The 14,598-nt window shown below is 39.6% G+C and carries 8 protein-coding genes and 2 tRNA genes; 9 read left to right on the top strand and 1 reads right to left on the bottom strand.

What is annotated here, in order from left to right:
- Nucleotides 1-19 precede the first annotated feature (19 nt).
- The 5 genes from ftsH to lysS all read left to right on the top strand — a co-directional run bounded on the left by ftsH (nucleotide 20) and on the right by lysS (nucleotide 6,601).
- A complete protein-coding gene (gene ftsH / locus AC2JF9_RS03695) occupies nucleotides 20-2,251 on the top strand; it encodes an ATP-dependent zinc metalloprotease FtsH (protein WP_500725449.1) in 2,232 nt (743 codons plus the stop codon).
- 46 nt (nucleotides 2,252-2,297) lie between these two features.
- On the top strand, nucleotides 2,298-3,170 hold the full coding sequence (gene hslO, locus AC2JF9_RS03690) for an Hsp33 family molecular chaperone HslO (protein ID WP_500725448.1): 873 nt from the start codon (nucleotides 2,298-2,300) through the stop codon (nucleotides 3,168-3,170).
- Nucleotides 3,171-3,295: 125 nt separating this feature from the next.
- Entirely contained in the window at nucleotides 3,296-3,916 is a 621-nt protein-coding gene (locus AC2JF9_RS03685) for a histidine phosphatase family protein (RefSeq protein ID WP_500725447.1), read from the top strand.
- A 107-nt stretch (nucleotides 3,917-4,023) separates the two neighbouring features.
- A complete protein-coding gene (gene dusB, locus AC2JF9_RS03680) occupies nucleotides 4,024-5,034 on the top strand; it encodes a tRNA dihydrouridine synthase DusB (RefSeq protein WP_500725446.1) in 1,011 nt (336 codons plus the stop codon).
- Between the two features lie 25 nt (nucleotides 5,035-5,059).
- Nucleotides 5,060-6,601, top strand: coding sequence for a lysine--tRNA ligase (gene lysS, locus AC2JF9_RS03675; protein WP_500725445.1), 1,542 nt, complete (start codon nucleotides 5,060-5,062; stop codon nucleotides 6,599-6,601).
- Nucleotides 6,602-6,734: 133 nt separating this feature from the next.
- Here lysS and AC2JF9_RS03670 read toward each other — a convergent pair whose 3' ends face one another.
- Nucleotides 6,735-7,553 carry a DUF2785 domain-containing protein gene (locus AC2JF9_RS03670; protein WP_500725444.1) on the bottom strand — a complete coding sequence of 273 codons (819 nt, stop codon included), beginning with the start codon at nucleotides 7,551-7,553 and terminating at the stop codon, nucleotides 6,735-6,737.
- A gap of 213 nt (nucleotides 7,554-7,766) precedes the next feature.
- On the opposite strand from AC2JF9_RS03670, the gene AC2JF9_RS03665 reads away from it, so the two are divergent.
- The 4 genes from AC2JF9_RS03665 to rpoB all read left to right on the top strand — a co-directional run bounded on the left by AC2JF9_RS03665 (nucleotide 7,767) and on the right by rpoB (nucleotide 14,597).
- A tRNA-Gly gene (locus AC2JF9_RS03665) sits at nucleotides 7,767-7,838 on the top strand.
- Nucleotides 7,839-7,881: 43 nt separating this feature from the next.
- A tRNA-Pro gene (locus AC2JF9_RS03660) sits at nucleotides 7,882-7,955 on the top strand.
- A 284-nt stretch (nucleotides 7,956-8,239) separates the two neighbouring features.
- Entirely contained in the window at nucleotides 8,240-10,744 is a 2,505-nt protein-coding gene (locus AC2JF9_RS03655) for an ATP-dependent Clp protease ATP-binding subunit (protein ID WP_500725819.1), read from the top strand.
- A gap of 211 nt (nucleotides 10,745-10,955) precedes the next feature.
- Nucleotides 10,956-14,597: a DNA-directed RNA polymerase subunit beta gene (gene rpoB / locus AC2JF9_RS03650; RefSeq protein ID WP_500725443.1), complete on the top strand. Its 3,642-nt coding sequence runs from the start codon at nucleotides 10,956-10,958 to the stop codon at nucleotides 14,595-14,597.
- Nucleotide 14,598 lies beyond the last annotated feature (1 nt).

Below are 14,598 nucleotides of genomic sequence, written 5' to 3'. Positions count from 1 at the left end.
AACTTTGCGGAGGTTTTTTATGAAAAATAACCGGAATCGGCTGTTTTCAAACGGCTTGTTCTATATAGTTGTTTTCCTTTTATTATTAGGTGGAATCAACTGGGCTCTTGGCGGAAGTGATAATTCTGGTGGCAGTGAGAATATTAGCTATTCAGAATTTGTGAAGGACTTGGACAGCGGAAAAGTAAAGAACTTTAACGTTCAGCCTTCCAATGGTGTTTATACCGTTTCAGGAAGCTATAAGAAAGCCCGTAAAATCAAAGGACAGTCAAGAAACAGTTTTGACTTCTTTAACGGAACATCCGGAGCAAAAGTTAGTCGTTTTTCGACAACAATGCTTCAAAATGATTCAAGCGTATCAAATGTACAAAATTTAGCTGAAAAAAGTGGCACGAAAATGACCACACAAGGCGAGTCGCAATCTGGTAACTGGATTTCGACAATCGTCATGCTTGTTCCAACTATTCTCTTTATCGTCATGCTTTGGATGATGATTAGTCAAAGTGGCGGCAGCGGTGGCGGCCGAGGTGGCAACGGCGGTATTATGAATTTTGGCCGCTCTCGTGTTAAGCCAGAAGATCCAAAGAAGAACAAAGTTCGTTTTTCTGATGTTGCTGGTGAGGAAGAAGAAAAACAAGAATTGGTTGAAGTTGTTGAATTCTTGAAGAATCCAGCGAAATTTACCAAACTGGGTGCGAAAATTCCGTCTGGTGTTTTACTTGAAGGTCCTCCGGGTACCGGTAAAACTTTACTTGCGCGTGCTGTGGCTGGTGAAGCTAATGTACCGTTCTTTTCAATTTCTGGTTCAGATTTTGTTGAGATGTTTGTCGGTGTCGGAGCTAGTCGCGTGCGCGATTTGTTCTCAAACGCTAAAAAGGATGCACCAAGTATTATCTTTATCGATGAAATCGATGCTATTGGACGTCGTCGTGGTAGCAATGCCAGTGGTGGCGGCAACGATGAGCGTGAACAAACATTAAACCAATTGCTGGTTGAAATGGATGGTTTTGAAGGCAATGAAGGTGTAATTGTAATTGCTGCAACAAACCGTTCTGATGTTTTGGATCCAGCTCTGCTTCGTCCAGGCCGTTTTGACCGAAAAGTGTTAGTTGGTACACCTGATGTTCGCGGGCGTGAAGCTATTTTACGAGTACATGCGAAGAACATGACTTTAGCTGATGATGTTGACTTAAAAGAAGTTGCTCGGCAAACACCTGGGTTTGTTGGTGCTGATTTAGCCAACCTCTTAAACGAAGCTGCCTTACTTGCAGCCCGTCGCAATGGTAACGAGATTACTGCTGCCGATATAGATGAAGCGGAAGACCGGGTTATTGCTGGTCCAGCTAAACGCAACAGCATGATTTCAAAGAAAGAACGACAAAGAGTCGCCTTCCACGAGGCTGGTCACTCTATCTGTGGTTTGGTATTAAGTGATTCACGTACAGTCCGCAAAGTAACAATTGTACCGCACGGGCGTACGGGTGGCTACAATCTGATGTTACCAAAAGATGATCAATTTTTATTAACTAAGAAGCAGTTAATGGAACAAATTGTTGGTTTAATGGGTGGACGTGCTGGTGAAGAAGTTGTTGTTGGTGACCAATCAACTGGTGCCTCTAATGACTTTGAGCAAGCAACGCAAATTGCTCACAGCATGGTTGTTAATTACGGTATGACTGACTCGCTGGGTATGGTTGAACTTGAAAAAGAGGGCGAATCTAACCCTTATGGTTTTAAGCCATACAGTGAAGCAACTGCTGCTAAGATTGACGAAGCTGAAAAGCAATTACTTGATGAAGCTCATAAGCAAGCGGTTGAAATTGTTGAGAACAATCGCGAGAAACACCGCATCATTGCAGAAGCTTTACTTAAGTATGAGACTTTAGACGAAAAACAGATTATGTCGCTGTATACTACCGGGAAAATGCCTGAAAAAACAGTTGAGGAATATCCTAGTGAGTCTAAGGCTTCAACATATGAAGAAGCTAAAGCGGCTGCTGAAAAGAAAGAAAGTCATAAAACAGTTGCTGCTAATGATGAAGAATCAAAAGATGAGCAACAGAAACAAGCTTCTGAAGCGGAAAGTTCTGAAACTCCTTTAGAAAAGAATAAGGAAACAGAAGAAAGAAATCCTGAGAACCCTGAAAAACTTGAGTTCCCAAGTGAAAAAACTTCTGAAGACTCTACTTCAAACGATTCAGAATCAAATGTTAATGATAATCACTCTGATGATGATCATTCTCAAGATTAATAACAAATAGGGCCTATATCAGGCTCTATTTTTTTAGGAGAATAAAATGAACGATTACTTGATTAAGGCTATTGATAAAACTAAAAATTTACGTCTATTAACCATTAATGCCAAAAATTTAGTTCAAGAAGCGCAAACTCGCCACGATACTTGGTCTGCATCTTCAGCAGTCTTGGGTCGAACGCTAATTGCTGGAGTTTTACTTGCAGGTGCCGAATTAACCGATAAGGAAGAACTAACAATTCGCTTATTAGGTAATGGTCCCGTCGGTCCCACAATTGTTACAGCAATGGCAGATTTAACCGTTAAAGGCTACGTCAAAAATCCTCACATTGCTTTGTCGCCTAAAAAAGATGGTCATATTAATGTTAAAAAAGCTGTTGGTGAAGGGTGGCTAGAGGTAACTAAAAACTTGGGTTTAAAGGAGCCTTATACTGGTCAAGTACCGATTGTTTCTGGGGAAATTGCTGAAGATGTTGCATACTATTTAACGAAATCGGAACAAATTCCTTCTGCTGTTGGACTTTCTGTTTTTGTTAATCCTAATAACACAATTGGTTCAGCAAGTGGTTTTATGCTGCAAGCTTTACCTGGTGCAAGTGATAGCCTTATTGATCAGACAATTGAGCGCATTAATCACTTGCCAGCACTTTCTAGCATGTTCTTAGATGGAGCAAGCCCTGAAGAATTAGCGAAAATGATATTAGGTGATGACTGCAAGATATTAGAAAAAGACAATGTTGCCTTCAAGTGCGATTGCTCTAAAGAAAAATATGGTAAAATTCTGGCAACAATGAAAACCAATCAATTGGAGCAAATGATTAATGAGGATCACGGTGCCGAATTAACTTGCAACTTCTGCGGAAACAAATACCAGTTTTCTGAAGAAGAGTTAAGATCCATTCTTGCACAAAAATAACAAGCAAAACCAAATTATCTGGTTCTACGTTAATTTCAACTTATTTTTAATTAGGGGTGCGGTAAATACCAATTTTTATTATAATGAAAGAGTTGAATTTAACCAGAATGAAGGAGTGTAACTAAATGCTAAACGTGTATATAGTACGTCACGGCCAAACTGATACCAATAAAACTATGGGCATCAATGGTTCGGGAACCAACTTACCATTAAACGAAACCGGAACTAAGCAAGTTGAAGCTTTACGTGATAGCTTTGATATTGACAAAATAGACTACATATATGCAAGTCCACTGATTAGGGCAAAACAGACAGCAGAAATTTTAAATCAGGGAAAGCACAACATTATTTACGATAATCGCTTGAAGGAAATAAACTATGGTAGTTGGGATGGTGCTCTTGCTAGCGAAATTCATCAAAAATACCCACAGGCTTTTGACGAATTAGGCTATTTTAACGAAAGCTATTCGGATTATTGTACCGGAGAAACGTTTAAGCATTTAGCCGAGCGACTAATGAACCTTTGGTATGAGATTGTGGATAAGCATGTTGATGAATCAATTATGCTTGTTTTCCATGGTACGGCTTCGCGTTCCCTAGTGCAGCATATTTTGGAAAGTCCTAAGATTGCTACTATTGGTGAAATACAAAATGCAGGAGTCAATAAAATATCTGTTGATAATGATAGCAAAAAAGCATTTTTGCGTTATTATAATCGCGTTGCTCCTTGCGATTTCTTTGTTTAAAAAGAACTAAAACTGCGCTAGCTTAAAAGTTTTACTTTAATAGCTTTGAGACTTTGTTTATCGGCATCTTTTTGTTATCATGTAAAAGTATTTGAGAGGATGATTTGGTGGATAACAGTTGGAAAATTCGCGAAATAACCATTCCTAACCGAGTTGTAGTTGCACCAATGGCTGGAGTTTCTAACTCGGCTTTTCGCATGATTTGCAAGGAATTTGGAGCCGGTCTTGTTGTCTGTGAAATGATTTCTGACCATGGCATTATTTATCGTAATAAAAAAACAATGTCAATGATGAGGGTTGATCCTCGCGAACATCCGATGAGTATTCAGATTTTTGGGGGAACTGAGGAAACACTACTTGAAGCTGCCCAATATATTGATCAAAACACAGAAGCCGATATCATTGATATTAACTTAGGCTGTCCAGTGCCAAAAATTACTAAGACTGATGCTGGCTCAAAGTGGTTACTTGACGCCAATAAAATTTATCAAATGGTGCATAAGGTTGTACAAAATGTCTCTAAACCGGTTTCGGTCAAAATGAGAATTGGGTGGGATCGTAAACATATTTTTGCGGTTGAAAATGCTCTAGCTGCCCAAGAAGCCGGCGCTAGTATGGTGGCAATGCATGGCAGAACCCGCAAGCAAATGTATGCCGGTGAAGCTGATTGGGAGACCTTGCACGATGTGGCTCAAGTACTCGATATCCCTTTCTTACTTAATGGAGATGTGACCACTCCCGAGCTTGCTCAAAAAGCGCTCGATGAAGTTGGTTGCACCGCAGTAATGATTGGACGTGCTGCCTTAGGTAATCCGTGGATTATTAAAGATATGGTTCATTATCTTGAAACCGGCGAAAAATTAGCACCGCAGACTATTCGCCAACGAGTAGAAACTGCCGAGCACCAACTAGCTGGCTTAGTTGAATTGAAGGGTGAAAAAATTGCAGTCCCGGAATTTCGTCAACAGGCCGCATATTATCTAAAGGGTATTCCCCGTTCGGCTCGTACTCGTGCTAAAATAAATGAAGTTTGGACAGCACAAGAAGTATATGATTTGTTCGATAATTTTGTTGATGATTATGAAAAGCGGCAAGTACAAAAAACGACAAAAAGTTAAGCTTAATATAATGGAGGAAAAGTAAGTGGCAAAAAATGAAATGAATGACCAGCTAATCGTACGTCGTCAGAAGATGGACGAATTACGCGAAAATGGCATTGAACCATTTGGAATGAGAAATTTTGAACGTCAAGACTTGGCTCGTACTTTGAATGAAAAATATACTAAAGAAGATAAAGACGAGTTAAACAGCGAACTTCCTAAAACCAAAGTTGCTGGGCGTATGCTAGCAAAAAGAGGCAAAGGGAAAGTTGGTTTTGCTGACCTTTACGATAGAACGGGCAAAGTTCAGATTTATGTTCGTAAAGACATTGTTGGTGAAGAAAACTATCAAATTTTCAAAAAATCTGACATCGGTGACTTCCTAGGCATTGATGGTGAGGTTATGAAAACTGATACTGGTGAATTAACTATCCGTGCTTTACATGTAACATTCTTATCCAAGGCTTTGCGCCCATTGCCGGATAAGTACCATGGCTTAAAAGACGTTGAGCAGATTTACCGTCAACGTTATCTTGATCTTATTACTAACCATGACAGTTATCAACGCTTTGTTAATCGTACCAAGATTATTCAGGCAATTCGTGACTTTTTGAACGAAAAAGACTTCTTAGAAGTTGAAACTCCAGTTTTGCACAATATTCCTGGTGGTGCTGAAGCTCGACCATTCATTTCCCACCACAATGCGTTAGATATTGATCTTTACATGAGAATTGCTCTTGAATTGCCACTTAAGCGGTTGATTGTTGGTGACATGGAACGTGTCTACGAAATTGGCCGTGTCTTTAGAAATGAAGGAATTGACACACACCATAACCCTGAATTTACTGAACTAGAAACTTATGCTGCCTACTGGGACTTCCATGATGTTATGGATGAAGCTGAAGGCATTATCCGGGCTGCAGCCAGCGTGGTTACCGATGATGGCAAAGTAACGTATCAAGGAACAGAAATAGATCTGGGCAAACCTTTCCGTCGTGTTCATATGGTTGATATAATTAAGGAGAAGACCGGTATTGATTTCTGGCAAAAGATGAGCATTGAAGAAGCTACGCAGATTGCTGAAGATCATGGTATAAAGGTTGAAAGCTTTTGGAAAGTTGGGCATATCATCAATGCGTTCTTTGAAAAATACTGCGAAGAAACTATTGTTGATCCTACCTTTGTTTACGGTCACCCAGTGGAAGTTTCACCACTTGCTAAAAAGAATGCTGATGATCCTCGCTTCACTGATCGGTTTGAAGTTTTCATCTTGGGAGAAGAATATGGTAACGCCTTCTCTGAATTAAACGACCCAGATGATCAACGCGAACGTTTTGAAGCACAAATGGCTGAACGTGAAGCTGGTAACGACGAAGCAGATATGATTGACGAAGATTATCTGCGCGCAATGGAATACGGTATGCCACCTACAGGCGGGCTTGGAATCGGAATTGACCGTTTGGTAATGCTTTTGACTGATGCACCAGCAATTAGAGATGTTTTACTTTTCCCAACAATGCGTCCGGAGAGAGTCGAAGACATCGAACGTGAAGTTGAAGAAGACTTGAAGAAAAAGAATAAATAGTTTAAAAAAAGACAAGCATTGAAGCTTGTCTTTTTTTGTTAAATTTTGATTGGGAGTCGTGTTTAAACAATATTAGATAATCAAATAGTTAATAGTTATAAGTTAGCTGGAAAGGTAAAGGAAAAGCATCTATTTACTTATACCCTACTGTTGTATAGTATTTAGTGATTTTTTTCTTTAATACAACTTGTAGATCTTTGTCGGAATCAAAGAAGTAATACCAGTTTTGTAATAGTCGTAACCAAGCACTTAATTTATGCCACGAAATTAAGTCGTCTTTTTTCAATTCCTGATATCTTTTGTCGTCGATTTCATTAATAAGCTTAATGAAATTGCTGGAAGAAACTTTGTCAGTTTTGACACCTTGGTAAAATGCAAAGGCCAGTCTTTGCTCTTCGTCATCGACAAAAGGTGCACTCATATTTTTAAAAATCGTCGGAATTATTTTCATAACCTTATTTTGATTTTGTATGAGAAATTTGGGGTGACTTAAAGCTGCAGCTAAAAAGTCGCTGCCGTGGGCCACGCTGTGTGCCCAGCCTTTGTCTTGAACAAAACCGCGGTAATCTTTTTCGCGCTTTAAGTAATCAATGCTCAAGTCAAAAAGTTGCTGGCGTTGCGAGTCAGATAGAATGGTCATTTGGTTATCTTTTTCCAATATTACTGAGCCAAGCAAGGCACTAAATGATCTTAAGAAAACACGGTCATTTTCCGGTTTAGCAATATCTTTAAATAACTTTTTTTCTTTAATAAAAGTAGTGATAACTGTTTGTTCCTGCTGCTGGGTAAAGGCATTTTCCATGAAACCACGCGCAAAGAGCGTATAAACGAGGTCATCACGCACATGCGGATTTAAATTGCCAACATTGTCAATCATCATTTGAACATGTTCATCTCCAAATGCTAATTCGCCTTTTGGCAATTTAACTAATTTTTCCAAACTCTGTTGCATATTTTTTCCTTCGTAAAAATGTTTTTATTTATTATATTACTTTGCTGCTTATGTGGATCATATGAACTAGAAATTATTTTGTCTATGATTTTGAAAAATTGTTTTAAAGGCCCGGCAAAAGTTCTATGTTTTAAGCAGTGTCTGAATTTAGGTCAATTTTTTGGCAAAAATGATTGCAAAATCAACTTAGTTTGCTATAATAATATTTGTCTTGCGGAAGTAGTTCAGTGGTAGAACATCACCTTGCCATGGTGGGGGTCGCGGGTTCGAATCCCGTCTTCCGCTCTAAACAAAAAACTCACCGCTTTTGGTGAGTTTTTTTATTGATCGGGAAATAGCTCAGCTTGGTAGAGCGCTACGTTCGGGACGTAGAGGTCGCAGGTTCGAATCCTGTTTTCCCGATAAAGCAGATTTGTCTTAGTTTCAACTAGCTGTAAATGTTGATGCTAAGGCATTTTTATTTTAATTAACTATAATTGTATTATTGGGATTTACTTATTTCAAAATTTCGTTTACTGAATTTTTTAACTCGATATTAACTATTGTTTTGGAGTGTGAAAATTCGCGTCAAGTGATAGTCTCTGTTATAATGATTTCAATGTTTTAGCAGTATAAATCAAATTGTTTTAACGAACTGGCAAAAAAGTTTATAGTATAAACACGTCATTTTTAAAGGTGGTGCTATGATGAAGAAATCTTATACTAAGAGTGCAAATCAAGTCTTAGAAATTGCACGAGAGCAGGCACAGAGTTTTCATCATCGCTTGATTGGTACAGAACACGTACTGCTCGCGATGGTTATCGAGTCTGATGGCGAAGCCGGCAAGAACTTGCGCGCTTGGGGCGCTACACCAACAGCAATTCGTGAAGAAATTGAACGCTATACTGGATACGGCTCGGCTGGCAAAACAACTTATATGGAAATGTCTCCGCGGCTTAGCATGGCTTTATCGTATGCAGGAACTTTAGCTGAACGTGAAGGTTCAGCTAAAATTAAAACAAGTCATATTTTGCTTGGACTAGTTCTTAATGAGCAAATCTTGGCATCAGTTATTTTGCGTAATTTAAACATTGATCTTAGCGGTCTGCGGAACGATATTTTCCACAGCCTTGGCGAAGATTATGAGGATGCTGATAATAACGAGCAACCTGAAAGCAATGGCTGGTCGAGTTTTAACGGTTCTGATTATAGTGGTCCGACTAGTTCGACGAGCGATACGCCTACGCTTGATCAAGTTTCAGTAAACCTCAATGAGCGTGCAGAAAATGGCAATATTGATCCAGTGATTGGGCGAGACCGTGAAGTTGCTCGTGTTATCGAGATTTTATCGCGTCGTAATAAAAATAATCCAGTTTTAATTGGTGAACCAGGTGTTGGTAAAACTGCCGTGGCAGAAGCAATTGCCTCCGCGATTGTAAACAAAAAAGTGCCTCATGATTTGATGGACAAGCAAGTTGTTTCGCTTGATCTTGGTGGATTGGTTGCGGGCACAAAATACCGCGGTGAATTTGAAGATCGCATGAAAAAAATCATCAAAGAAATTACTGAAGATGGAACAATCATTCTGTTTATTGATGAATTGCATACTTTAATTGGTGCAGGTGGAGCAGAAGGCTCAATTGATGCGGCCAATATTTTGAAACCATCACTTGCCAGAGGAGACATTCAAGTTATTGGTGCGACAACTTTTGACGAGTATCAAAAGTATATTGAAAAAGACCAAGCACTTGCAAGACGTTTTCAAATTGTGCGGTTAAACGAGCCATCGCGCGACGAAACTTTAGCAATTTTAACAGGCCTAAAGCAAAAGTATGAAAAATTTCATCATGTTAAGATTACTGATGCAGCATTAGAGAGCGCAATTGATCTTTCAACCCGTTATATCTCAAATCGGTATCTTCCTGATAAGGCAATCGACTTGATTGATGAAGCCAGTGCAGCTGTAAAAATCCACTCGAATAAAGGTTCAAGTAATCAATTAGTGCAGATTAATAAGCAAATCGAATTAGTGATTGAGCAAAAAAATCATGCCGCAGTCAATCAAAATTTTGTCAAAGCGGCTGAATTACAAGACAAGCAAAATAGTTTGCAACTACGCCAAGACCAGTTAGCAAACCGCTTGGAAAAGGCGACTAGCAAAAAATCGACAGTGCAACCTGAAGACGTAGCTAAAGTTGTTTCTAACTGGACGGGAGTTCCTGTTACCCAAATGAATCGGGATGAAACTAAACATTTGGCTAACCTTGAGAGTGATCTGCACAAGCGAATTGTTGGTCAAGACAAAGCAGTTTCAGCAGTTAGCAGCGCAGTGAGAAGAAGTAGAAGTGGAATTAAAGATGAAAATCGACCAATCGGTTCATTTTTGTTTCTTGGTCCGACTGGTGTCGGTAAAACTGAGCTTGCTAAAGCAATTGCCGCTTCAATTTTTGGTTCTGAAAACAACTTAATCAGAATTGATATGTCTGAGTATATGGACCAAATTGCTAATAGTAAGTTAATTGGTTCTGCTCCAGGTTACGTTGGTTACGATGAAGGTGGACAACTGTCAGAGCAAGTTCGTCGTCATCCGTATTCAGTAGTATTGCTAGATGAAGTTGAAAAAGCCCACCCGGATGTCTTTAACTTGTTACTTCAAGTTTTAGATGATGGTTTCTTAACCGATTCAAAGGGACGAAAGATTGATTTCAAGAACACAATTGTGATTATGACTTCCAACCTTGGTTCCCGGTCACTATTTGAAACTAAAGAAGTTGGTTTTAATTCGGACAATGCTGATCAAGCTGAAAAAAGAAAAGAGCGAGTTCGCCAGGCTTTGAAACAATTCTTCCGACCAGAATTTTTGAATCGAGTAGATGAGACCATTATTTTTGATGAACTTAATCAAAAACAACTGCGCCAGATCGTCAGTCTGTTAACACATAAGTTGATTGATCGCTTGTATAAACAGGGGATTGAACTGAAAATCTCTCCCGCAGCTTTAGACAAGATTGCTAAAGATGGTTATGATCCGGAAATGGGTGCACGGCCATTGCGCCGGGCAATTCAAAAGGATCTTGAAGACGAAATTGCCTCGATGCTGATTAAAGGCGATTTGCAAGATGGTGATTTGCTAAAAATTGGCTGTAACCATAATAAATTGAAATTTGAAATTACGAAGTCAAGCGAAAGAGAACTTGTTGGTTCTAAGTAAATCAATTGACAAGCCTTGAATTATTTGCTATATTAATGCGTGATTAAAAAGGCTGATTTTCAGGATTCTGCTGATCTATTGTCCAGTAGAATAATAAAAGACAAAAACGACAATCGTTGTTTTTGTCTTTTTTATGCTTAAAAATCCCGCTTTTTGATTTTGTAACCAAAATGTAATAATAGCTTTCTTTGACAGAAAGGATGTTTTCTCCTTGTTAAATGGACACGTAGTGAATTTTGGCAAACATCGTACAAGACGCAGTTTTTCCCGCATTAAAGAAGTGCTGAAACTGCCTAACTTGACTGATGTCCAAACCGAATCATACCAATGGTTTTTGGATGAAGGTATTAAAGAAGTCTTTGACGACATTATGCCAATTGGTGACTTCTCAGGTAAGCTTTCGCTTGAATATGTAGGCTATAAATTGCAAAAGCCTAAGTATACTGTCGATGAAGCACGTGATCATGATGCGACTTATGCTGCACCTATGCACGTTACCTTAAAGTTAACCAACCAAAAAACCGGTGAAATTAAGACCCAAGATGTTTTCTTTGGTGATTTACCGTTAATGACTCCATCAGGTTCATTCATTATTAATGGTGCTGAGAGAGTTATTGTTTCCCAATTAGTTAGATCACCAAGTGTCTATTATTCTGGCGACTATGACAAAAATGGACGTGAAATTTTTGGCACGACCGTTATTCCTAATCGGGGTGCTTGGCTTGAATATGAAACTGATGCTAAAAACGTTTCGTACGTACGTGTTGACCGTACCCGTAAGTTGCCTCTGACTGTATTAGTTAGAGCGCTTGGCTTTGGCTCGGATGGTGAAATTTTAGATATCTTTGGTGAAGGTGATACTTTACAGTTCACTTTGGATAAAGATGTACACAAAAACCCTGCTGATTCTCGTGTTGCTGAAGCTTTAAAGGATATTTATGAGCGCCTACGTCCAGGTGAGCCGAAGACTACTGATTCTTCGCGTTCACTTTTGTACGCTCGCTTTTTTGATCCACGTCGTTACGACTTGGCTCCAGTTGGGCGTTATAAGGTTAACAAAAAATTATCTTTGAAAAACCGCCTTTACGGTCAAACTTTAGCTGAAACCTTAGCTGATCCTGATACCGGTGAAGTTATTGTGCCAAAAGACACGGTAGTTACTCACCAAGTAATGGAAAAATTGGAAACTTACCTTGATCGTGATGACTTTAAGATGGTTACTTATGAACCATCTAAAGAGGGTGTCCTACAAGACCCAATTTCTGTTCAGGAAGTTAAGGTATATTCCAAGGTTAACCCAGAACGCATAGTTAAGGTTATTTCAAATGGTCACATTAGCAAAGACGTTAAGTACTTAACACCTGCTGATATTTTGGCCTCAATTAACTACTTCTTCTTGTTGCAAGATGGCATTGGTACGACTGATGATATTGACCACTTGGGTAATCGTCGTATACGTCGTGTTGGTGAATTATTGCAAAATCAATTTAGAATTGGTTTAGCAAGAATGGAACGTGTTGTTCGAGAAAGAATGTCAATTCAGGATCCTTCAACAGTTACCCCGCAACAGTTAATTAATATTCGTCCAATTGTTGCTAGTCTGAAAGAATTTTTCGGTTCTTCTCAACTTTCTCAATTCATGGATCAACATAATCCGCTTGGCGAATTAACGCACAAACGTCGTATGTCTGCTTTAGGGCCTGGTGGATTGACACGTGATCGTGCGGGTTATGAGGTGCGTGACGTTCACTATACCCAGTACGGTCGTCTTTGCCCAATTGAAACTCCAGAAGGTCCTAACATTGGGTTAATCAACTCACTCGCTACTTATGCAGTCATCAATAAATATGGTTTTATTGAGACTCCATACCGTCGCGTTTCTTGGGAAACTCATAAGGTTACTGACAAGATTGACTATTTAACAGCTGATGTAGAAGATAATTACATTATTGCTGGTGCGAATACCAAATTAAATCCAGATGGTACATTTAAAGACGAGCTGGTTTTGGCACGGCACAAGGAAGATAACGTCGAAGTTAGTCCTGAAAAAATTGATTATATGGACGTTATTCCTAAGCAAGTTGTTTCAGTAGCTTCTGCATGTATTCCATTCTTGGAAAACGACGACTCTAACCGTGCTCTAATGGGTGCCAACCAACAGCGTCAGGCAGCTCCATTAATTAATCCACATAGTTCACTTGTTGGTACGGGTATGGAATACCGAGCAGCGCATGATTCAGGTGCGGCAATCGTTGCCAAAGCAGCTGGAACAGTTGAATATGTTGATGCTGATACAGTTAGAATTAGACGTGACGATAGCACTTTAGACAAATATACGCTTGAGAAGTACCGTCGTTCAAACAATTCCAAATCATATAACCAAACTCCTAACGTTAAAATTGGCGATAAGGTTGAAGAAGGAGAAGTAATCGTTAATGGTCCAACAATGGATCATGGTGAGCTTGCTTTAGGTCAAAACCCCGTTATTGCCTTTATGACTTGGAACATGTACAACTACGAAGATGCAATCATGCTTTCTGAGCGTTTGGTTAAAGATGATGTTTACACCTCAATCAGTATTGAAGATTATGAATCAGAAGCCCGTGACACAAAGCTTGGTCCTGAGGAAATCACCCGCGAATTACCTAATGTAGGTGAAGACGCACTTAAAGATCTCGATGGTCAGGGTATTGTTCGTATTGGTGCCGAAGTTCATGATGGCGACATTTTAGTTGGTAAGGTTACACCTAAAGGGGTAACTGAGTTATCAGCTGAGGAAAGACTGCTTCATGCTATTTTTGGTGAAAAAGCCCGTGAAGTACGTGATACTTCACTTCGCGTACCTCATGGTGGCGGTGGAATCGTGCGTGACGTCAAGGTTTATACCCGTGAAAATGGTGATGAACTTTCCCCTGGTGTAAATACCTTAGTTCGTGTATATATAGCCCAAAAGAGAAAGATTCAAGTCGGCGATAAAATGTCCGGTCGTCACGGAAACAAAGGTACGGTAGCGGTTATTGTTCCTGAAGAAGATATGCCTTACTTACCAGATGGTACGCCAGTTGACATCTGTCTGAACCCAATGGGTGTTCCGTCGCGTATGAATATTGGACAGCTGTTGGAGCTTCACTTAGGTCGGGCTGCAAATAGTCTAGGTATTCATGTTGCAACGCCAGTATTTGATGGTGCTAGTGAAAAAGATGTTTGGGATACAGTTCACAAGGCCGGAATTGATAAAGATGGTAAGACCGTTCTTTATGATGGCCGTACCGGTGAGCCATTCCATAACCGTGTTTCAGTTGGAATCATGCACTACTTGAAACTGACTCACATGGTTGACGATAAGATTCACGCTCGTTCAATTGGGCCATACTCGCTTGTTACCCAACAACCTCTGGGTGGTAAGGCTCAGTTCGGTGGACAGCGTTTTGGTGAAATGGAAGTTTGGGCTCTTGAAGCTTATGGAGCTGCATACACTCTCCAGGAAATACTGACTTACAAGTCAGATGATGTTGTTGGTCGTGTAAAGGCCTATGAAGCTATTGTTAAAGGTGAAAGAATTCCAAAACCAGGTGTACCGGAATCATTCCGTGTTCTTGTTAAAGAATTGCAATCACTAGGACTAGATATTCGTGTTCTTGACATGGATCATAAAGAAATCGAACTGCGCGATATGGACGATGATTCAAACGAACATTTGAATATTGACACTTTATCTAGGATGGCTGAAGAACAACAGAAGAAGAAGTTAGCCGAAGAAACCGAAAGTTCTGAAGACGAAGAAGCTGAGGAATCAATTGATGCTGAAACTCCTGTAGATGAGTCGGATGATGACAACAAGATTTCTAGATAAA

Source organism: Lactobacillus sp. C449L (genome assembly GCF_059900815.1).
Note: the sequence above shows the minus strand (reverse complement) of the source record. Positions and strands in the feature narration are given on the sequence as shown.